The organism is Vibrio sp. MEBiC08052, from assembly GCF_001506075.1.
Lineage (GTDB): Bacteria > Pseudomonadota > Gammaproteobacteria > Enterobacterales > Vibrionaceae > Vibrio.
In genome coordinates this window covers 4,038,267-4,059,262 of record NZ_KQ947475.1, presented here as the reverse complement: position 1 = coordinate 4,059,262, position 20,996 = coordinate 4,038,267, and the positions used below count along the sequence as shown (strand labels likewise).

The following is a 20,996-nucleotide window of genomic DNA, read 5'->3' as shown; positions in this document are numbered from 1 at the left end:
AAATCACAACTCATTTATCAGACTGATTGATATTCTTCTGTATTAAGCTCAGCGTTGAAAACAGCTTTTTTGCCCTGGCATGTTTCCTGCGCGATCAACTGATGGGCTTTCTGACTAATTTCATGCATCTTCTTCTGTAAAACCGCCACACCTTTACAATCCATCAGTAACATCGAGGATAGTGCCAGCATTGCCAGTTCAGCTTCATCAGCAATATACTCTAACTCTTTGATTTTATTTTTCATAATAACCTTATGCCTAACGTTGATTTGATACATTTTGCTATAGTGCAATAAATTTTATGAGATCTGCTACCAACAACTGTCAATTAGTCCGAAAAACAAACTGAGCAGCAAAAAAAGTTCAATAAGCGAACTATCTTCCCATCATAAAATCGGCAATAGAATCAATATTTTTAATGATAATATTATTAACTATCATATGCGTTGTCTTAAGGATTGATTTTGCATCCCACAGTTATCTTCATTCGGAAACTACTAAAGAACCAAGGCCTCTCTTATACGCAACTGGCAACCATTTCCGGCATTGACGAGTCCAAAATTAAACGTGTTTTATCCGGGCGCCAGTCAATGACACTGGAAATGAGAGATCAGATTATGGCGGTACTCGGTGTTACTGAGATGACGCAAGCCGATCATCTCAACAGCGCCGAATACCTGACACTCTGGCATCAAATGCCGCCTAATCTCAAACAGGTGGTGTTATCGCTGATGACAACAATCAAGTTTGAGACTCAACGTTCATGATAAATCTGTACCAAGCGAACTAATTCACCGGCCACTGTCCCGCAGAGCTTCCTCCGGAAACGATCGCCTCGGCGTTTTCTTTAATTTCATCGACGATCGCATTTGCCAGTGCAGTTGCCAATTCCTCAGAGCGGGCATGTGTTCCTTCCGTGATAAATTTTTGCTGTTTCAATTCGTTAATAATTTTGTCTTTCAGTGATGATTTACTTAGTGCCATTATTTTCCTGCCTTAACTGTGGAAGAGAGATCCGAGTGTGGCTTACCGGTAAAGGCACAAATACAGTCGCCTTGTACAACGCCTTTTCCGCCATTCATCGTGATCAAATCTGCGGTAAAACGCATATTCGCTGCCGACGCTTGCCAATCTTTTTCGATCACTTCCAGTCGGTTACCCATAATTTTTAATTGATCATTCAATTGAATCACGGTATTGCGTAGTTGACCGACGGTTGTGATCCAATCCCCTGCGGTAGCAACATGCAGATTACCCAGACTGCCCAGTTCCAGATTATCTCCGGCCAGCAATTCAACCGCCCCCAAAGCCTCAATCTGTTTTTTCCCCGAGATATTTTCCTGACTATGCTCGCGAATATCCAGCTGATGCTGACCAAACGCGCCCTGATAATGCTGTGCCTGATCCTGCATCTGATAGGCACAACGGCTCATTTTTTGGTCGGTTTTATCGTTAATATTGCCAACCCCATCGATTCGACGACTGACTTCATCCCGTTGTTGCTGTACCTGTTCACCGGGTTCAAGTGATGGCAGCATATAATTGAAACCATAAACACCCCGAATGATCGGCCGGTCACTGCGGCCATAAGCGAATGCAATTTCCACCAGCATGCCTTCCAGCGGATAGGCCAGTAATCCCGATTCAATGCCACCCATCCCAACTGGCAGCGGAATCGAACGATAAACCGGCACGGAGGAATCCGCCTGAAGATCCGCATCCAGCATTTGCACATCAACTGCATAACGCGGCCGGAACGGATCGGTGATCTTCCCTTTCGTCACCACATCACGTACCGCTTCAATCCGGCCGAACAGGGGTAAGTGATAACCTGCGGAGAGTTCCGGAAACTCATTATAAACCTGCTGTTTTCGCGCTCCCGCTTCGCTGCTGGCCGGTTGCCAGTAAGCCGTCATATCGTCTTCGATCAGATCGATCCGAGTAATCCGGTGACCATTCATCACCCGGCCGGGTCGCAGCATCGGATACGGGACGAACGTGACACTAGAATTGGTCTGACGTGAGGTAAATTCAGCCGGAACTGACATTGGTTTCCCAGAAAAAAGACTCTCGGCATAGCCACCGACATAAATATTCTGATCCGTATCCTGAAACCAGATACAGTCTTCAATCGCAAACGCTTTTGCCAAAGCATCCAAACATTGATAGCCGTTTCCCTGATGGACAAAGTTGGGAATCACTTGTCGCATATATCCGGCATCCGGATATTTAAAATCCAGCCCCGTCAATACTGTCAGTTGATCGAGCACATCAATCGCTGTCGGGTGCTCAAGGCTGATCGGCCAGCGCTGACTGAGAATCCCGGCATTTTCTTTGACCGTAATTTTGAAGAAGCCATTTTCTGCCGGCTGAACTTTATCAATATACCCTTCAAAGAAAATCCACAAATCATGCTCATAACCGATATCCAGCCGCACCAGTTCGAACCGTTCCGGGGCCTTTTCAGCCTGAATGGTGAAAATCGCCTTGCCACCGAGCGACAGTTTGAGACTGATCATATGTCGCGCCAGATGGACTTCTTCGCCGGAAATATAGAGGCGTTTTTCTAAATTCATCGGCTCGCCTCCTTATTTTGCTTCAATGACTGCTGAAAACGAGGATTTTGAGTCGGTTCAGCTTTGGTCTGTTCTTTTTGACGTGCTTCTTTCTGCTCAGCAACACTGTTTGATTCTTTGAGCTGGAAAGACACCTGCCAAGCCATCACATTGTCCTGCTGCGCGGCAGAAAAACGCCCGGAGAATCTGACCTTCTTGATTTTAAACGCGTTCGCCATCTCTTCGACAATCGTGTAGACCATGCGATTGCCTTTGTCATCCTTGGCCGAACTCATGGTTTGCAGCGCTTCCAGCTTGTGAATATCGTGAAAAGCAATCAGCCCGGAAACATTGAGTGTTGCCGCTTTATCGCCCTGTTCTGCTTGTTCAGTCCCGGACGATTGGGCACTCATATCTTTGCTTTTTAATTCCCGTTCAAAACTGACGGTAAGGTTTTTTAATCCAAATGTCTGACCATTTAAGGCGAACATAGTAACTCCTCGAAAAATGGCATCGGTGATGCACTGAGTATCAAACTGGCAACCGCGTAGCGATGATAATTGGGCGGCAACATCTCCGTTAACCGGTGACTTAAACTTGCCAGCTCACCCGTTAAAGCGACCGACCAGACTTGAGCGTCCATAGTTTGCATTGCCTGGAGCGTGTCGTTGACCGTTTGCAGTGTCGATTGACGCTTTTCCGCCAATTGACGCAGCTTACCAATCACATTGACTTGATCACTGGCCAGTGACTCCAACGTTGCCACTTGCGTGCCTAATGCGGCATTCATACCAACAAATGGCTTGGTCGTCAGCGGGGCGACCGCTTTAAACCGGGGCTGAATAATTGGCGCTGGTTTGCGTAATTTTTCATGATCAGCGGCCAGTAACGATTCGGTGTGACGCTGAGCCTGACACCATTCAGGCAGCGGCATCACCGCCGTAACCCGTTTGAGCTGCTCGGCAAACTGCTGTCGGGTCGGAGCGGTTATCATGACCGCAATCGCGTGAAGCTGACCACTGGGCCGATGCGAATCCGCATAATCTCTGAGTTTTTCAGCCAAACGTTTGACCGCAGCATCGGTATCAAGAACCTCACCGGATTCCGATTCGCCCCCGACCTGAAACTGATACGGCGTCACCGTCAAGACTTGCCCTTGAGTGAGTAAACGATCCAGTTCTGCGCGCAGGTTCAGTAGTGCCTGAGCATCTTGACTGAGCGGATGGCGACCGAAAGCAGCATCACTTTCCAGTGCGGACAAGCGGTCTTCGCCATGGTCAGTACCGATCTGATTGATCACCGAGGACGCTTGGGTTTGAATCTCGTTGGCCGAAGTTGGCCATGTGAGTGATGATTGAGTCCACATAATTAGCCCTCGTCCGTTGGCCGGATTGGGCGGGTATTCCCCACCAGCACCGGATTACCTGCGTCATCCGTAGTGGTGTAATCGCGCAAAGCAATCGCATAGCCATACCAGTCTTCAGCGGTCAGTTGCTGTCTCTTTGTATCGCAGGTGGCGTGATACTTGAGCTGGATATCGACATCAGCCAGCTCTTTTTGAACCCATTGGTATTCAGATTCTGCCGTGACTACAACCGGCATATCGATCCACGACAAACTATCTCGCTGCTTGCCTTCCGGCGGTGCATTGATGACAAACTCTTCAATCTGTTGTTCAGAAAGTTCCACAAATGCTGAATAATCGACACGATTGACTTTTAAGGCTTTTTCCGTACGAATCAGACCATCATCGGTTAAGAAATATCTGATATTCATGCCACCCTCGCTTTAATGTGAATTAGAGTGTCAACATTGATTGTTGGATGATTGGTTCGTAGCCAAATATCATTATTACTTTTAGGCATATTTTCGGAATCAATAACAATAATGACTTCAGCGTCCCCTCCCCAATGATTTGCTGTTGCTGAGTCACCTAGTTCAGTTGAAAAAGTTTTTATAGTAATCGGCAATGGATTACGATACGCAGTTGCCGCTTTACCTGATGTTGCTCTCATCGATATATCACATGTGCCATCAGGCCAAATTTTGGTACGACTTCTAACATCTTTAATTAAAATATATCCGCCGCGCGCTGCCCGTTCTGAATCATCATCAGAAATCACCGGAATCAAGCCACGCCCGTAAGACAGCGCTGCAATTTTAATCCCCGAGGTATACACCGAGAGATCAATCGTAAGTCGAACCTGACCCGTCGCTTGATCAACAGCCAGCCGGATACCGTTAGTCTCCAACGCGTCGGCATAGGTTTGTCGGCCATTAGCATCAGTGACAGATGCATACAATCCTGCCGTGGTAGATAATGGATATTCCCTGAATATCATTCCAGCCGTGGCATATACCGCGCCAGTCTGTGAATCAAGATAGATACCTGTCACATCAGAGCCGCAAAACCATCCATGGGAGAATTCCTGTCCTGCTGCAAAATTCTGGGGGGATGTGGTTAACTCACCTGCATCGCCTTCGACATTCCAGTTCTGATTGCCTTTCAATAAATTCTCCACATATAACGTTCTGTGTGTCAGTGTGGTACTCCATTTATTTTGTACCGAATGGTAGAAAAAGAGCGCGGACTCCTGCTGGCTCCCTGACCCGGCAATAATTGAGTAATGACCATCCGGGTGCTGAATTTTCACCCCCTGACACTCTGTTGATTTGCCTGTAATCAGATCAGAGGCAAAATGAATTAACCCTGTCGGTGCACTATCCAATGCAGTATTATCAGTAATCATGCCCAAATCGACAGGCTGACCAAATCCCCCGAACTGATCCAACGCTTGTTTCAATTGCCGCGGAGAGATAGCACCTGTGCCTTTGCCAGTTTTGACATTGCCGTCAGTCGCCAGGGTTACCACCCCTTTCCTCGTTGTGGTCGCGTTGGGAAGCTTACTCTCATCAATACCTAAATGTCTCAGATCGGTGATACTGCCATTCGCTTTCACTGCGGCTATCTGAGTCACATAGTGTTGTGTTTCGTGATCCACATCGTCGGTTAAAGGTGTGGCACTCACCACCAGTTTCCACTGCGTTGCCCAGCGGCTCAACACCTCCCCCTGCCAACTCACATCCAGATAGATGCCATCCCCAGCCTGCACGTTGGAGAGAGTTGTTAATGCGTCATTCACACAACGTAATCCGCCCACATATCCGACACCGGGAGAACACTGATAACCACCATCTGACGCTTTAACCTGAAACCCATTACCAAGAAATGATGCATCCCCAAACAGATCCCAACATGCCAAGCGTAAGTCGTCATCGATACCATACAAGCGGGCGTGATAATCGATCTGCCAGCTTTCCGGCGTCACGTGAATCTTCGCAATCGAGGCCGCCCCTGAATATTGCTGCACGCAGGAACGAACACTCGACATCTCCGGCTCTTTGGTCTCTGTCATTTTGTGCACCACCAAACCGCATGAATTGGCGGTCTGCTTGTCATGCAAGTAAATCGCATTAAATATAAATTTTTTTACATCACCGGGGATCACCAGCGAATAAATGATTGCGTCATCATTTAACTTCGCCTGCTGCGTGACATCTTGTTGATAGACCCAGTACGACGGATCCGGCAGCCCCTGATTGCGATCAATTGGTTGTTCCGGATCTAAATCAGGGATGTAAGCAAAAATCATCTCATTCATATCCGGGGCTTGCCCGTTAATGATGCGATCTTGCAGATAACGCTCAAATTCTAAAGGAATCACAACCTGACTCATGATAAACACCTTCCTCTTATTTGCTGCCCGGCCAGAAAACTGCCATAAGCTTTCAACCGTCAGCATGATTAATCATTCAGATATGCTCTGTGACTCAGCGGGAAGTCAGCCGGTTCAGCAGCCGTCGCATGGCGCTGGGTTTCGCTGGTGCAGATAACGTTTGTTGATCCGTAATTGATGGCGCATCTCCCGACGGCTCCGCTTGCGTCGATAACGAAGTTTCAGTCTGCTCTTCTTTCACTTCAGACCTTGCTTCAACTTGCCAGCTATCGCTCTCTGGCAGATAACGGCACTGCTGGGTGGCGCTATCGAACTCCGGTGGCGGCGTGAATGTGGCACATTGCGGCTTGATATAATGATCATAGCCATATTCAATAAAGGCCGGGCTGGTGCCGACCAATAAGCCAGACTCAGACGAATAATGATATGCGGTTATTTTTCTGTTCATGTTCATAGCCATCCTCTGAAAATTTTCACAGCAATATTGACGGTATAGGGGCGGTTTTCCTCCGCAGTGGGGACAACACGTGATGCATCAAATTTAAAATGACTAAAAAAGTTGGAAGTACCATCTTTTGCTGTCTTAATGTTTGTTGCGGAGCTGGGTATTGATGTCAACGCTCCATCCTGAATGTCATATGGTGGATTGCCAATGAATTGAGCATGCTGCGCCTGAGTGGTACCAGTAATATTCCGAATCGCATCCCCTTGTGTTGTACCGTGCACCACACCAGATGTCGCACCACGGCGGAAATGTCCCAGATGAAAATTTGGCAAAGTAAATGTAGTTGAGCCATCTCCGTCACCGAAATAGGCAGCATATTTCATCGGGTCAGTATCTTTGGTTGCCTGCTCAATGATCAGCTCGGCATCTTGGGCGTATTGCCACAAAATTGCATCAGTGGTGCGGGAGACTTCGCCTCCGTTGGCATTCAACCAGCCGGGTCTCGGCGCAGCGATTTGAAAATCAGCGATCATCCCGACAAAACTGCGCTGAATGTCATTGTCAGTGGTGAGTCGTCGCCATGTCCCTGAGATAGACTGATATAGAAACACACTGGGATTGTTGTGATTGTCTGAACCGGCAATCACAGAGTAATAGCCATCCGGATGCTGGATTTTGATTCCTTGGCTCTCTTTCTGGGCGCCAGCTGAAAAATGGAGCAATCCTGTCGGTGCAGCATCTAATTGTGCATCTTCCGTTACGATGCCTAAATCCACCGGTGAACCAAATGTACCAAATTGCCCCAATGCCTGCTTTAACTGCTGCGGCGACACCACGCCAGCGCCTTGACCGGCATTCACTTGTTCATCGCTCGCTAAAACAACCGTCCCTTTTGACTGGGTTGTTGCATCGGGAAGATTATGTTCATCCAGCCCCAGATGACGGTGATCCGTTACCCGGCCGTCCGTTTCAATCCGGGCAATTTGCGTGACATAATGCTGAACACCGTCAACAACATAATCCGTCAAAACTGTATTACTGGCGGTGATTTTCCACTGGCTTGCCCAACGGCTTTGCACGTCTCCCTGCCAGCTCACATCGAGATAAATCCCGCAATCTGGCACGACATCTGCGATGTCGGTCTGGCGGTGATTGACACAGCGCAGCCCTGCCACATATCCCGTTCCGGCTTCACAAACATAGGTTCCATCAACAGACTTGACCAAAAAGCCATCCGCTAAAAATGAAGCGGCACCAAACAGATCAGAACATGCCAAACGTAAATCGTCATCAATGCCATACAAACGAGCCTGATAATCGATCTGCCAACTCTCCGGAGTCACATAAATATCTGCCGCAGTTGCAGCACCGGAGTATTGCTGCACACAAGAACGGATACTCGACATCTCCGGCTCTTTGGTTTCAGCGATTTTGTGCACCGCCAAACCACAGGAATGTGCGGTATGTTTGTCATGTAAATAAATCGCATTGAAGGTAAATACCTCAACATCGCCGGGAATCACCACCGAATAGATGACAGCATCATCGTGGAGTTTAGCTTTCTGGGTAATCTCCTGACGATAGACCCAGTAAGACGGATCCGGTAATCCCAGATGACGATCAATTTCTTGTTCCGGATCCAAATCCGGCAGATAAGCAAAGATCATCTCATTCATATCCGGGGCCAGCCCATTGACCAGCCGATCTTGCAAATAGCGTTCAAATTCCAGAGGAATAACAACTTGACTCATAATAAAACCTTTCTGTAATCACGATGTGCAGAGGCCGACAGCATTACAGCTATCTATGGTCGGCCTTGCCGTCATCGTCTTTTGAATGACCTGTGATGTCTATTGCGCCCTCAGCGAGGCTTCACTTTGTTCAGCACACGCTGCATCATGGTTGGCTTCGGTGGTTCTGCAACCGGCTCGGGATATGACAGAACAGGACGCTCACCAAACGGAAAACCATCACTGTCCGGGTAATCGCACAGCAGTTTCCGATAACCGAGCAAGCCTAAATACTCGGTATCACTCAAGGAGGAAGTCCGGTAATGTGGCTCATAGTTCTGGTCTTTCTCGTATTGATCGATGCGATCAAGCACCTCTTTTAACACCATATTTCGCCATTGCTTTTCTTCATCGACTTTTATTGGTTGTTCAAGCGCTTGTGAGTAAACCCAATCATTTACCGTCTCATCCCATGCTGTAAATTTGCCACGTTCTTTCAGCGTGTAACCATCAGGAATTTCGCCGAGTTGACTAATTGTTATATCCGGCTGACTAGCATCTTTTGCATAGGCCGTTTTACCGAGATGATCAGCGAGTTCTTTCCACTGTCCATCCACTAATCGAATCACATAACCTTCAGCTGGCTTGAATGGTTTTAAAAATGTATGACTGTCTGGCAGTTTAAAATTATATTCAGTAACTCTTAATTCATTCCCCCACTCATCATAGTAAGGTTCGCCAAGTCGATTTTCATAAACCACCCATTGACCATCTTCAAAATTTATAGTCTCTTTTTGGCGGTTATATGTAGGTGGTTTTTCAAAAATAGCCCACTCGGGAAAATCACTTTCAGGTGTATCAACTCGCTGCTCCAAACCATTCTGATTCCAAAATGGTTGTTGCGTGTTGTCTACAATTTCAGACCACTGATCGGTTTCACGATTATATTTCCCCGTCATCCCTTCACAGCTCGGTATAAAAATTACTGTTGTACAGTCCATTCCTAAAGCCGTACCTTGCATAACCTGCTCTTGACCGTTACCCAACCAGTAACCATCACCAGAGATTCTTGAAACCTCTAAACAGCATGTTTTATTGACAATTGAGTACATTATGCCAACCTCACGATCCAGTTAAATTTCCTATTTTTGATAGTGTTCTGAGTTGCACCGAATGCGGTAATTGCAACACTATGAGCGTGTGAACCGATAGACATAGAGTGTATATGTTGTGGGGAGCGACTCGATCGGCCAACGTTAGACACATTACCTGTCGCCATGATGTTGTACCCTTCGTACAGCTTACTTGCTCCTGTTCCCGAGACAGGATAATTACCGGATGACAGATTAGATGCCCCGGACTGAGGTGCAGTGTTACCACTTCTAAACAAATAGTGCTCATGATCCCCCCCACCATTTGTATTTCTACCACCTAAATCGGTACTGGCAACGGATGAATCAGGGTGTCCATGGTTTTTCACCTGATCGACTTCATAAGCGAGAATATTGTCCTCATCTTTCTTCCCGACAATCGCCAACCCGCGCATATCCGGTAAAACCCCGTCCGTATATAAAGCAGCCAGCACGGGATAAGCTTTTGTATCAAACGCCTGCCCTTTCATGATCGCCCATCCGTCAGGCGCGGTATCTGTCGGCCATGGTTGGGGCGAACCTATTGGGCACATCGTACTGGCATCCTCCCCCATCAGGACTTCTGTCCATTTTTTTCCAAGCGAGTGATACATAACCAAGGTATTATTGCCCGCGTGATACCCGCCAGCGATGACAGAGTAATCGCCGCTGGGATGTCGGACTTTTATTCCCTGATACTCGGTTTGCGTACCGGAAATCAAACTGGATGCAAAGTGGAGCAAGCCGGTTGGAACCGGATCGAATTTCGCATTATTTTCAATTACGCCTAAATCGATGGCTGTCCCGAAACTGCCAAACTGACCTAAAGCTTGCTTCAGTTGCCGGGCAGATAAAATACCCGTCCCCTGTCCTGTATTTGCTTCATGGTCGGTGGCTAATACGACCGCACCTTTTGCCACACTTGTCGCATCCGGCAACTTGTTTTCGTCCAACCCTAAATGCCGCAGATCCGTCACACGGCCATCCGCTTCAATCTGCGCGATTGGCGCGATATAGTGCTGAATACCGTCTTCAACATAGTCGGTTAACGGGGTGGTACTCGCGATTAACTTCCAGTTCGTCATCCAGCGGCTGACAACCTGTCCCTGCCAGCAGACATCCAAGTAAATTTTAGATCCAGCCTGAACATCAGGGAGTTGAACCGGTTGTTCATTGACACAACGCAGACCTGCAACATAACCGGTTCCGGCTGCGCAGAAATACTGACTATCACCAGACTGCACCATGAAACCATCGGCAAAAAACGACGCAGTGCCGAACAGATCAAAACATGCCAAACGTAAGTTGTCATCCATACCATACAAACGAGCGTGATAATCGATCTGCCAGCTCTCCGGGGTCACGGTAATCTTGGCTGCCCTTGCGGCACCGGTATATTGCTGCACGCAAGTGCGAACACTCGACATCCCCGGCTCTTTGGTTTCCGCGCTTTTGTGCACCACCAGACCACAAGAATCCGCAGTCTGTTTGTCATGCAGATAGATGGCATTGAAAGTAAACGCCTCTACCTCGCTGGGAATCACCACCGAATAAGCCACTGAATCATTGTTCAGCCTTGCCTTCTGGGTCACATCCTGTCGATACACCCAATAACTTGGCGCGGGTAATCCTAAATGGCGATCAATCACCTGCTCCGGATCCAAGTCCGGCAGATAAGCAAAGATCATCTCATTCATATCCGGTGCCAGGCCGTTGAGCACTCGCTCTTGCAGATAGCTTTCAAACGCCAAAGGAATTGCGACTTGACTCATGATCTCCTCCCTTATAGTGAAGCACTATACAGTACAAAAGTTTGATGAAATCCGTTGGCAGCCAGTGTCACCGTTGACGGATAGACAATTTGGAAACGGTAACGACGACAAGTGCGACCGTACTGGCGAATCAATGTCTGGAGTAACCGGGTATTCATTGATATATCGCTGTCGGTTAACTGGATGAGACAAACATCCCACTCAGTGGGATCTTGTCGTTCTTTAAAATCCACAATCCCGATACCCAACCGGGCAAAAATGCGTTTGAACCCCGCCACACTGCCTGCATCTTTGGCATTAATCGCCGCATACTTCACCCGTGTTCGAAACAGACTCAGCGGTTCTCCTGCAAAGCGCTGAATATCACGATCCCAAGCCAGTAAGTTCAGCAAGGATTCATGGCAGGTCAGCGCATCAATCTGCTGTAACGGAAACAGCAAACCTGAGCGAATTTTATTCAGGAACGCGGTCACGCCCCGGGTCAGAAAATAAGGTTCTTTCACCGTATCTGACGTTGTTTCGCCGTCTTCCCACCACGGAATCACAATCTTGTCCATTTGAGGTGCATTTTGATCACTCATCTGCTAATTCCCCAACCGTTAAAGATTTTAAACGTGGCTGCGTATAGCCACTGACGATATCTTCCTGAATCTCACCATCAAGCGTGATGCGCACGGATTTTACGTTAGCCATGTTGTTGTGAATCTCCGTCGCCATACGGGAGATACTGAACCGGCTCTGGGGGGCTGCGCGGGTCATTTCGTCATACGCTTTGGTTTCACGAAATGCGGCCCGAATCCGATCTCTGACTTCCTGAAGCGTTTCCGCCATCTGTGCAACCGTCAGATTTTTTGCCAACACCACATCGGCAATCACATCATGACGCGTCTCAGGAATCGGCTTACAGGTCAGCACATCGCCGTGACCGTGATGGCCCTGATTCATGATGTAGTCATTCAGTGTTTCAATAATCGACTGCGGTGTTTCTCCCACTTCCACCAGAATCAAGGCTTCTGCGGTCCCCGGTGTGATATCGCCAGTATTGCGGAAGAAAATATTGTCACTGCGAATGCCCGCAACACTGGCAATAATCGAACGGTAAACATCGTTAATATGCCACTCACCGGAGCCGGTAAAGGCATTTTGGAGCCGCAATGCGAGCTCTTCGTCGGTCTCTTCATTGGCGCCCAAGCGAGTAATCCAGCCTGCTTCATTGATAACAGAAACAATCCCGGCAACTTCGGTCGGCAGAATATTGAGATAACCTGCCGGCAGGTTATAAGCGACACCGGCCTGCTCAGCCTCAACGGGAACCTGTCCGCTTACCTGTCCGGCAGGAATCACCGTATCTTCAGTGACCTTGACTCGGTACACGACGCCTTCAATGGCCAGAGTCTGAACAAACACGCCACGTTCGACCAGCACTTCATCATTGATATTCTCTTTGGTCATCGTCAGATAACCCTGGGTTTTCACCGCTTGTTTCGGTTCAACATTCAGTTCCCACGCTTTCAGCTCTAAGGCCCAACGCTCCGCAGTTGCCACGAACATATTCGGCATCACATGCGTGACCAACAGCGTGCGGGTCATCCATAACGCGGGTTTGACCACCGCCGCCCGAACCCAGCGCCAGAACGGTGACATTTCAGAATCATTCGACAATAGACTGCCAGCCGCTGACACTTCCGTTTTCAGTTGGTCTTCTAATGCCTGCTCGGTCAGCGGAACGCCGGATTCCGCCAGAATAGTTAAAAAATCGGCTTGGGGTCTGTTACTCATGTGTTCACCTCTGTATTGATAATGTCCTCGCTGTCATATGCCTGAGCAGAGAGCCCGACGGTACCGGAGACATCTCCGGTTACGGTGGCTGTCCCCGGAATAATCCGGGGATCGTTTTCCGCAATTTGTTCAATTTGCAGCAGCACATTGGCGCGTAATACTGGATTTCGTTCAGCCTGAAGCTCTCTGGCTAAACCGGATTCCATGATGGCATGCTTGACATCCTGCGCGATGCTGTAAGCATCGCTACAAAGGGTTGGCTGCTGCCCGGCATCCATATCCCAGCCACCATCGACGACTTTGATATCGATATACTGTTTATCCGACATTGATTTCATCCCATTCTGCGAGTTGATCCGGCGTTAAACCATTCGGCGCAGTGATGTAAATGTCACCGAAGCGTTTCACTTCACTCACCTGTTGGCTTTGCGTACTGGTCATGTTTTGCACCATGCCGGAAGGCAAAGTGTTCTGTTGGCGTTTGTAAGCCATCACTGAATCATTCCCACCCGAAGGTTCACTGACGGATGCCGATGTTTGGGTAACGGGTTGAACCTGTTTCTGAATATTCTCAGACGCTCGAGCCTCCGTTGATACATGTTGTTCAGTTTTTTCAGCGTCATCACTGCCAATTGAAATACCGAGCTTACCGGCAATCCAAGAGATACCAGATCCGATCGATTTGAACATTCCGATAATTTTATCAACGTATACTTTTATCTCATTGAAAATATTAGCGAAAACTGCACCTAAACTTGTTCCGGAGAGATAAGAAACAAACTGTCCCCACATCTCACCCAACCAGCCAAATAAATTGCCGATTTGCTGGAAAATCTCAATTTTCGACATGGCTGCAACCAAATCGTCCCAATATTTAATAATCAAATAGACAGCTGCAATCAGTGCGACGATACCTAAAACAATCCATGTTACCGGACTAGTCATGACCGCCATTGCAGTCGAGACGCTGGGAATCAATCGGCCAAACACAGTCATCACGTTTGACATGGCTCCCATCACTCCCTGAAATGTAGTGATCACTGTTGAAGCCGATCCCATGACGCTTTGGAAAATACCGGCAGAATCAGAGACCAATGTGATCGCACTTTGTACACCACCTAAAGTACCGGAAGCCGATTTCATGACCCCATCAAGCGATGTCATACCGGCAGCAACAAACGCTGTGCCGCCGGCAAGAAAAGGAAACTTTTCACCTAATGCGGTGACTTTAGCAACGCCTTCCCCCATCCCCTGAGAGAGACTATTTTTAACATTATCAAGCGAGGAAGAAATAGGCCCCAGAAACTGTTGTACTCGCCCGCCCATGCCAGACAATCCTGCTGATTTTTGCGAAATACTGGTCAATTGCTGATTGACTGAGGCCGCAAGATTCTTGACGCCATTTTTCAGCCCACCGGCAGAAAAGGCCGTCCCGATGTTTTTCACATGACTGAGAAAAGATTGTGTTCGTTGAGACAAGGCTGCAAATTGCGCCTTGGCAACACTGGCAAATCCCTTGACCCCAGCACTCGAAAACGAGGTAGCCAGTCCCTTACCAGTCTGAATGAAATTCTGGGTTCGTTGTGACACCGCCGCAAATTGCGCTTTGGCAGCACCGGAAAAATCTTTGACCTTGGCTTTCGCCAGATCAAATGTTTCGATAACCTTATCTATCCCCTGATCGAGATTGTCAGCAAATTTATTGATACCTCCTTCAGCATCTTTAAATACTTGGACCAGTTGACTCCCGAGACCGAGCGAGAGAATCTCGCTCGATGCTTCAGAAACATGCTCAAGAATGCGACCGACATCTTCCAGAGAGTCAATACCTCCGACATCCCAATCCATGGTCAATACAGGTTCAAGTGATGTTCCCATTTCAGTAAACGTCTGGATGACATCTGAGGCACTGGATTTTACCTTGTCAAAATCGCTACTGGCGGTTTGGACAATCTGATTGATCTGGTCAACAACACCGGTCAAAGGCTGAGTCAACTTATCAATCATATTGATTTCTATTAAGACTGAATCGTTCATCGGTGATTAAATAACCTCGCAACTGCACTCATAACCGCGACTTCCATGCGCTCTTTCTCATGTTGATCGAGCCAGAGCGCCCTTGCTAACTCTTGCGGTTCATCCTCTCCGTCGGGAAAGTAATGTCGCCGCAGGGTGAGCGCCTGTTCCAACCCGTTGGTTTCAATGCGCTTCACCCGCTCTGTTAGTTTTTTAGGGTAATTGAAATCCCGCCTTTAGAAGATTCATGCACCAGACTGAAGACTTCCATCACCAGGCCGGGAACCGTATTCATCAGTTCAACCAGTTCACTCTTCTGTTCCGCATCAACGGTGCGCTCAAGATAAGTCCGTGCCGGTTCAACTTTGCTGTCCATAGACACATGGTTGGTATAGTTGTTGGCATCGTTAACAGTCGGTTTAAACGTAAAATCAGTTTCACCAATCGTGACAACAACCGGTTTAATGGTAAAAGCAGCTTTAGTCATCTCTCTTTCTCTCTTTGTTTAATGCCACAAGGCACATATAAAATTGATGTGTAAGTGGGGCACAACCGACAATTCAGGCCGCAGAAATCCCTCAGGGCTGACCCTGATACATAGTGGTTTCTCGATGATTTTCTCAGCCTTGGTCGAATGCGAACCTGATCATGTCAGGCTGTTCCCCCGTGATTGGAATCGGGGCCTAATTAGCCAATGAGATTGCGTGTATCGGCCTGAGACAGATAAGGCACACCGTTGATCTTGACAAAGTTCGGGCTGGTGACAAAACCTTTCAGTTTGCGAGTCGATTTATCGGCACTTTCTGAATCGATATTAAGCAGATCGGAAACCAGGAATTTCACACCGTACAGTTCGATTTTGTCTTCATCTTCACCGTTATGAGCATAAAACTGGATATCCTGTAATTTGATATCACGATAGCTGCCGGCTTCTTTTGCGGCTGCATGGACTTTCTGGAACTGTTTCAGATCCATTTCGAGTTCAACATCACAGCTGACTTTACCGTCGGTATAACCGTCTGTCACACCACGAGTAAAGGCAACGGCTGACTCATCACTGATTGTTGCTGTCGCACTTTTAACATGGACATACACTCCAAATAGTGTCGTATCAAAGCTACGACCGGAAAAACGGGCACTCATGCTTTATCTCCTTGGCTGATATAGATTGCAACAGTAATTTTGACCGGGCATTCATACGGCTGAACAGCCATATAAACTTCAACTTCAGTGCTGTTGACCCACTTGATTTGAATGTCATCATCTTCCGGTGGATAGATTTCACCCGGATTGCCGGTCAGTGCCATTTCACGCAGATCCTGCGTCATAAACAGTTTTGCCTGTGCTTCACTCTGCGGTGTCGAGTTGAATGTGCGATCCGCAATGCGGGCAATGGCACGGATACGGACTTTACGGGCAGCTTTCATCGCGACACGAATATGACGGATGTCCTGAAAGTCACCGCCTTCCACATCGAGGGTACGACCGGTTGTCCAGTATTGACCGTCATAGTCCGGGTACCACATCGGGCAGGAAATGCGATTCGATTCCAGTGTTTTCAATACAGACAGAGCTAACGCTTTGCCATCTTTGTCGGTCAGAAAATCAGTTGATCCGACCACACTACCGGTTTTAATCCGTGCCGGAGAATCGGCAATCGATGCATCCACCTGATTGGCCAAACGGCCACAATACTTACCCAGTGTTGAACCATCTGCATGAACCGATGGCACGACCGTAATATATTGGCTGGCAACACCGTCAACAATCGCAACTGACTTCGCTAACCACGCTTCCCACGTTTCGCCGTTGGTTGCGTCGGTATGATTGATTTCAGGCAGACAGCACACTGCGAATGTTTCCCGGCCAAGTGCATTTTTCAGCTCAGTGCGCATTGCAATCGCATCTTCAAGCAAGGTTTTATCCGCTGCTGGGAAATCCAGTACAAATGCTTCGAAACTTGCAGTTTCATTGGCTTTACGCACTGCATCTTTCCAGTCATCGGCTTGATCAAGTACCATCACCCCGGCAGTCCATTCACTGCCACCATTGAGCTTCGCAGCCATCACGGTCGTCCGCAGGGATTCTCCGGCTGAAGCTAATGCGGCTTCCAGATCGGTTGAAGCATCAACAACCGTTAACTCACGTTCTGCACCGGAAACCGTTCCGTATCCGACAAACAGAAAATGATATTCCACCCCGGCAATGGGACCTTTCATCATGTTTTTAATATTAATAATAACGCTGGGCCACGCCATGTTATCCGCTCCTATTTAATGTGATCATCCGATTGCTCTGCTTGCTTGTCATATCGCTAACTTACAATGCCAAACAACCGCTTGGTGTGATCCAATCCCGACCGGGATTGGATCGCCTTTGGTTTGAGTGAATCAGAAACAGTATTCTGCAATCCCCGGCCGCTTAACGCCGACCTGTCGTGAAATCACCTAATATTTCCGCCACCCAGATTTCATATGTATCAATACGCCACTGTTTACCACGCCAGTAAATCGGCCCTGCTGCGTCTTCTGTCACGCTGACGGGTTCTTCAAACTCAACATCGATCACAATCGTTGAATGAGTTTCATCAACCGCTGTCATCTCAATCATTGGATTGTTCAGAACCGCAGCCATTTCCCGGTCAGGATCGTGATCCATCAGCCAGGCGCCGACATTGGCAAATAGCACCGCAGGGCTATAGGTGAGATGCGGAAAATTATTGAATGCCAGACGGGCGTGATAACGCAGTCTCATTAACTGACAACCGTTGCCCAAAGACTGACTGTCCAAACCCAGAGAAATATTCTTCATTTGGCTCGTCAGGGTTTGTGCAATTTCATCTCCGACACAGCTTTCAATGAATGTTTTAAAGTTTCTGAGCTTGTCGCCCGCTTCATACTGAGCCATGAAACTGTCACCTTACTGTGGGTTACCTTTCCAGAAACAGAACCATTTGAATTTGATATTTTATTTTTAATATCAAATTCTTATCTGATTACAATTTCGTTTTGTTTCCCCGTTTCATTCGGGTTGAGAGCAGAATACTCGGTCTGAAAAAATGCTGCATCATGTTGGATTCGGCCTGATTCGGATACTGGGTAAAACGGAACAGACTGGAATTAATCAGGAGAAAATAAGCGTTGATGTGGGGATTTTTGTCGATATTTTGTACAACACCGCTGCATTGCGGAGTCACTTGATCAGAGATTGACGGGGATAAATGAGTGATCATTGTGGTCTGAATAGATGGTCTGGATAGCCAAAAACCGACGCAGGTCAGACAGAGCCGGGCTTGTCCGGTGATTGTTCGCACTTTATGGTAAGTTTTTTTACATTCCACTAGGTAGATGCCATCATTGTTGTTATAATCGAGTCAATTATTCATCAGAGGGAAAGGTATAAATATGAGAGTGTTATGCCCTGAGTGTGGTCAAAAAAGCCGGATCCAAAAATCGAACCGGATTACCAACAGTCATGCTGATCTGTACTGTAGTTGTAGTGATCCCGAGTGCGGTCACACCTTCGTTATGAATCTATCTTACAGCCACACTCTGAGCCCTTCAGCCAAGGCCGCCAACCAGTTAGTCTGCAACCTAATCAAGTCACTGCCTCCCGAAAGCCGCGCCAGCCTACAACAAGAATTATCCTTAATCTAAATCTGTTTCTCTCCCTTTCAGTCAGCCGTTTTGACCATGTTTCTGAACCGGCTGACTGAATTTTTTCCGCCTGCATATCCCGTCTATTTTCAGGATCTTTTCCCTGTAATATCTCACACACAAGATGTAAATTACCTTTCATATTCATCCCCAAAAGACCTCAATAAACCGAGTTACATCAGCGAAACCTGACATATAAAACCATCAGACATAAAAAAATCTTCCTGTTCCCTGAAGCAGTCCCCGCTTCAGGAATAACCAGAAAGATTTTTATGATGGGTAGGTAAACAGATTGATACGATTATCCTGACCGGCCATCTCAGAATACTGTAGGAAGTCGTATCAAGGTGTGACTTTAGAAGCTCGCCATTGCAGATAATCATCTGCCCGCGCAGCACACTGGCTCAATGCAGACTTCAGGCGGGGAATATCTTCAGTGATAACCTCTGGCCAAGTGCCGCTGATACTGGGTTTATAACAAGGAACGATCATCCCTTCCGGCGGCACAACATACTGTGTCTGAATGACCGGTTGGGATTCAGTATGATTCACGCAACCGTTCAGTAACAGTAGCAGGGACAACACAAGGATGACCGGATATTTCCTGTTGCAATGTTTGAATCTCATGGCGTAGTTTTTCCTCATTATCAGCACTGTTCCGGGCTCTTCTGATCAGAATTTGATTCATCTGTTCGCGTTCCTGAGACACCTGAGCCAGTACATTTTTCTGCATCATAATTTGTACACTGGATTGAGAGACCTGAGCCGTCAGTTTTTCATTCTCAGCAACCAACCATTTTACTCTGAGAACGACACTTCCCACTCCGCACCCAAGCAACAGAAAAATGCCAAGTCTTACATATCCTTTAAAGATCATACATCACCTCTGCATCTGAGGGGGTATGTCCCAGTTTCATCAAAGCATCCCTGACTGAAATCTGCCCCAGACAAAGCTGGGTTTCAATTTCTCTGCGGGTGACGATACCCCGGCAGCGGTTTTGTGCCACACGGCAATCTTTGCCGTTCAGATATACCCAGCGATTAAACTCCTGACACGCCCCCTCAATATCCCGTTGCTTCAGTTTGCGATAGAGGGTTGAACGGCGTAGCGCATTCGTTCCCAGGTTATAGCTGAAATCAAGGGCGGCAATATGGACGTTTGGTGGCAGTTGATAATGCAGGTTTTCCAGTGGTTCATTGTGATAATTCAGAGAGCTGGCAAGCATCATTGCACACTGCTGATCACTATAAGACATATCCTGACGCACGCCTGCTGTTTCTCCGAAACAGACCGTCCACACTCCGCCGGGATCCTGATAAGCCTGATTGCGCTGACCTTCAAGTGTGCCGGTAATCGCCACAGCGCCGAAAAGCACCGTCCCGATCAATCGGTTATATTTCATGCTGACCTCTATCTAACTTTTATTTTTTACCTTTGTGACTGAAACAGAAACAAACGCATCAATGTAATACCAATGCCGATCACGGATAAGGTCGTGCCAATGAGGAAAGCGATATCTGAACCGTACCAGACAAAGTTTCCTGCCAGAATGTCATGTAAACTTGAATTCATCATCGACTGATAATTCTCAGCACCCTGAGCAACACTGACTCCAACCCCCGTACCACTTCCAACAGCAATTGACATCGTTGCTTTTTCAGAAATAACTGCTCCCCCCTGTCCGGTTTTAAAAGAAAAAAGACTCATCGTTGCATTTCTCCTGTCCGGCAGAAAAAACGATTTGTAGTGATGTTGAATGCACTGCTATGAACCTCACCAGATCTGTTGTGGAACATTTATGCATCCTCATAAATATGTAATTTGCTCATTTCCCGATCCCAATGCTTGAACAGATGCTTACTGGGATGCTTCCCTTTATCGCAGCGGTAATCATGTTCCAGCCATGCCAGACAAATGGCATCGGTCGGGGCAAATTGATAGTGGTACATCCGGGTTTTAAACCGGGCCGCAATCGCAGACAGGCCGGATGCATGTTTTGCAGAAATCCCTTTCTGAACCATATTGGTCACTGTGCTGTACTTCACACCGAGATAATTGGCAATATATTCATAAGCTTTACACTTATTCATCGGCATTCGCCGAACCAAAGCTGAGAATGCATGATTCATCAGTTCTTTACGCATGGCGTTGATTTCTACTGTGGTAAATTCCATG

The 20,996-nt window shown here is 47.5% G+C and carries 28 protein-coding genes; 2 read left to right on the top strand and 26 right to left on the bottom strand.

The features are described from left to right. Positions 1–17: 17 nt before the first annotated feature. Positions 18–245 carry a hypothetical protein gene (locus tag VRK_RS17460; protein WP_059122564.1) on the bottom strand — a complete coding sequence of 76 codons (228 nt, stop codon included), beginning with the start codon at positions 243–245 and terminating at the stop codon, positions 18–20. A gap of 219 nt (positions 246–464) precedes the next feature. On the opposite strand from VRK_RS17460, the gene VRK_RS17455 reads away from it, so the two are divergent. Continuing rightward, complete coding sequence (locus VRK_RS17455; RefSeq protein ID WP_059122563.1) at positions 465–767, top strand: helix-turn-helix domain-containing protein; 303 nt, start codon at positions 465–467, stop codon at positions 765–767. Between the two features lie 19 nt (positions 768–786). Here VRK_RS17455 and VRK_RS17450 read toward each other — a convergent pair whose 3' ends face one another. The 20 genes from VRK_RS17450 to VRK_RS17355 form a co-directional block, all read right to left on the bottom strand. Further along, positions 787–984: a hypothetical protein gene (locus tag VRK_RS17450; protein ID WP_059122562.1), complete on the bottom strand. Its 198-nt coding sequence runs from the start codon at positions 982–984 to the stop codon at positions 787–789. Then, a complete protein-coding gene (locus VRK_RS17445) occupies positions 984–2,576 on the bottom strand; it encodes a hypothetical protein (RefSeq protein ID WP_059122561.1) in 1,593 nt (530 codons plus the stop codon). Before VRK_RS17445 ends, VRK_RS17450 begins: the two co-directional genes overlap by 1 nt. Then, positions 2,573–3,046, bottom strand: coding sequence for a baseplate complex protein (locus VRK_RS17440; protein ID WP_059122560.1), 474 nt, complete (start codon positions 3,044–3,046; stop codon positions 2,573–2,575). Before VRK_RS17440 ends, VRK_RS17445 begins: the two co-directional genes overlap by 4 nt. After that, entirely contained in the window at positions 3,034–3,921 is an 888-nt protein-coding gene (locus VRK_RS17435; protein ID WP_059122559.1) for a hypothetical protein, read from the bottom strand. The genes VRK_RS17440 and VRK_RS17435 overlap by 13 nt, the downstream gene beginning before the upstream one ends. Positions 3,922–3,923: 2 nt before the next feature. Next, complete coding sequence (locus tag VRK_RS17430) at positions 3,924–4,331, bottom strand: hypothetical protein (RefSeq protein WP_059122558.1); 408 nt, start codon at positions 4,329–4,331, stop codon at positions 3,924–3,926. After that, positions 4,328–6,358, bottom strand: coding sequence for a phage tail-collar fiber domain-containing protein (locus tag VRK_RS17425; protein WP_059122557.1), 2,031 nt, complete (start codon positions 6,356–6,358; stop codon positions 4,328–4,330). The genes VRK_RS17430 and VRK_RS17425 overlap by 4 nt, the downstream gene beginning before the upstream one ends. A gap of 28 nt (positions 6,359–6,386) precedes the next feature. Then, positions 6,387–6,740 (bottom strand): hypothetical protein, encoded by a 354-nt coding sequence (locus VRK_RS17420; RefSeq protein WP_157371951.1) that lies wholly within the window; start codon positions 6,738–6,740, stop codon positions 6,387–6,389. A gap of 2 nt (positions 6,741–6,742) precedes the next feature. Further along, positions 6,743–8,488 (bottom strand): phage tail-collar fiber domain-containing protein, encoded by a 1,746-nt coding sequence (locus VRK_RS17415; protein WP_059122555.1) that lies wholly within the window; start codon positions 8,486–8,488, stop codon positions 6,743–6,745. A 110-nt stretch (positions 8,489–8,598) separates the two neighbouring features. Then, on the bottom strand, positions 8,599–9,489 hold the full coding sequence (locus tag VRK_RS17410) for a hypothetical protein (RefSeq protein ID WP_157371950.1): 891 nt from the start codon (positions 9,487–9,489) through the stop codon (positions 8,599–8,601). Between the two features lie 89 nt (positions 9,490–9,578). Beyond that, the gene (locus VRK_RS17405; protein WP_059122553.1) at positions 9,579–11,369 is read right to left on the bottom strand and encodes a tail fiber protein; all 1,791 of its coding nucleotides are present in this window, start codon (positions 11,367–11,369) and stop codon (positions 9,579–9,581) included. An 11-nt stretch (positions 11,370–11,380) separates the two neighbouring features. Further along, positions 11,381–11,950 carry a phage tail protein gene (locus VRK_RS17400; protein ID WP_059122552.1) on the bottom strand — a complete coding sequence of 190 codons (570 nt, stop codon included), beginning with the start codon at positions 11,948–11,950 and terminating at the stop codon, positions 11,381–11,383. Beyond that, positions 11,943–13,148 carry a baseplate J/gp47 family protein gene (locus tag VRK_RS17395; RefSeq protein WP_059122551.1) on the bottom strand — a complete coding sequence of 402 codons (1,206 nt, stop codon included), beginning with the start codon at positions 13,146–13,148 and terminating at the stop codon, positions 11,943–11,945. Before VRK_RS17395 ends, VRK_RS17400 begins: the two co-directional genes overlap by 8 nt. Beyond that, positions 13,145–13,477: a DUF2590 family protein gene (locus VRK_RS17390; RefSeq protein ID WP_059122550.1), complete on the bottom strand. Its 333-nt coding sequence runs from the start codon at positions 13,475–13,477 to the stop codon at positions 13,145–13,147. Before VRK_RS17390 ends, VRK_RS17395 begins: the two co-directional genes overlap by 4 nt. Next, entirely contained in the window at positions 13,467–15,155 is a 1,689-nt protein-coding gene (locus VRK_RS17385; protein WP_157371949.1) for a phage tail tape measure protein, read from the bottom strand. Before VRK_RS17385 ends, VRK_RS17390 begins: the two co-directional genes overlap by 11 nt. Before the next feature lie 26 nt (positions 15,156–15,181). Beyond that, positions 15,182–15,361 carry a DUF6890 family protein gene (locus VRK_RS17380; protein WP_021019856.1) on the bottom strand — a complete coding sequence of 60 codons (180 nt, stop codon included), beginning with the start codon at positions 15,359–15,361 and terminating at the stop codon, positions 15,182–15,184. Between the two features lie 8 nt (positions 15,362–15,369). Continuing rightward, positions 15,370–15,651: a putative phage tail assembly chaperone gene (locus VRK_RS17375; protein WP_059122548.1), complete on the bottom strand. Its 282-nt coding sequence runs from the start codon at positions 15,649–15,651 to the stop codon at positions 15,370–15,372. 200 nt (positions 15,652–15,851) lie between these two features. After that, positions 15,852–16,307 carry a phage protein gene (locus VRK_RS17370; protein ID WP_059122547.1) on the bottom strand — a complete coding sequence of 152 codons (456 nt, stop codon included), beginning with the start codon at positions 16,305–16,307 and terminating at the stop codon, positions 15,852–15,854. Continuing rightward, positions 16,304–17,422 (bottom strand): DUF2586 domain-containing protein, encoded by a 1,119-nt coding sequence (locus VRK_RS17365; RefSeq protein ID WP_059122546.1) that lies wholly within the window; start codon positions 17,420–17,422, stop codon positions 16,304–16,306. Before VRK_RS17365 ends, VRK_RS17370 begins: the two co-directional genes overlap by 4 nt. Positions 17,423–17,585: 163 nt before the next feature. Further along, positions 17,586–18,071 (bottom strand): phage tail protein, encoded by a 486-nt coding sequence (locus VRK_RS17360; protein ID WP_059122545.1) that lies wholly within the window; start codon positions 18,069–18,071, stop codon positions 17,586–17,588. An 88-nt stretch (positions 18,072–18,159) separates the two neighbouring features. Then, on the bottom strand, positions 18,160–18,504 hold the full coding sequence (locus VRK_RS17355; protein WP_059122544.1) for a hypothetical protein: 345 nt from the start codon (positions 18,502–18,504) through the stop codon (positions 18,160–18,162). Between the two features lie 64 nt (positions 18,505–18,568). On the opposite strand from VRK_RS17355, the gene VRK_RS20735 reads away from it, so the two are divergent. Beyond that, the gene (locus VRK_RS20735) at positions 18,569–18,820 is read left to right on the top strand and encodes an Ogr/Delta-like zinc finger protein (RefSeq protein WP_021019862.1); all 252 of its coding nucleotides are present in this window, start codon (positions 18,569–18,571) and stop codon (positions 18,818–18,820) included. Between the two features lie 342 nt (positions 18,821–19,162). Here VRK_RS20735 and lysC read toward each other — a convergent pair whose 3' ends face one another. From lysC to VRK_RS17325, 5 genes are all read right to left on the bottom strand, one after another. Next, positions 19,163–19,372 (bottom strand): Rz1-like lysis system protein LysC, encoded by a 210-nt coding sequence (lysC, locus tag VRK_RS17345; protein ID WP_197413170.1) that lies wholly within the window; start codon positions 19,370–19,372, stop codon positions 19,163–19,165. Then, positions 19,359–19,643 (bottom strand): hypothetical protein, encoded by a 285-nt coding sequence (locus VRK_RS21340; protein WP_139344115.1) that lies wholly within the window; start codon positions 19,641–19,643, stop codon positions 19,359–19,361. The genes lysC and VRK_RS21340 overlap by 14 nt, the downstream gene beginning before the upstream one ends. Positions 19,644–19,686: 43 nt before the next feature. Next, positions 19,687–20,223: a lysozyme gene (locus tag VRK_RS17335; protein ID WP_059122541.1), complete on the bottom strand. Its 537-nt coding sequence runs from the start codon at positions 20,221–20,223 to the stop codon at positions 19,687–19,689. Positions 20,224–20,249: 26 nt separating this feature from the next. Beyond that, positions 20,250–20,528 carry a hypothetical protein gene (locus VRK_RS17330; RefSeq protein WP_059122540.1) on the bottom strand — a complete coding sequence of 93 codons (279 nt, stop codon included), beginning with the start codon at positions 20,526–20,528 and terminating at the stop codon, positions 20,250–20,252. Between the two features lie 89 nt (positions 20,529–20,617). Then, complete coding sequence (locus VRK_RS17325) at positions 20,618–20,995, bottom strand: hypothetical protein (RefSeq protein WP_059122539.1); 378 nt, start codon at positions 20,993–20,995, stop codon at positions 20,618–20,620. Position 20,996: the final 1 nt, after the last annotated feature.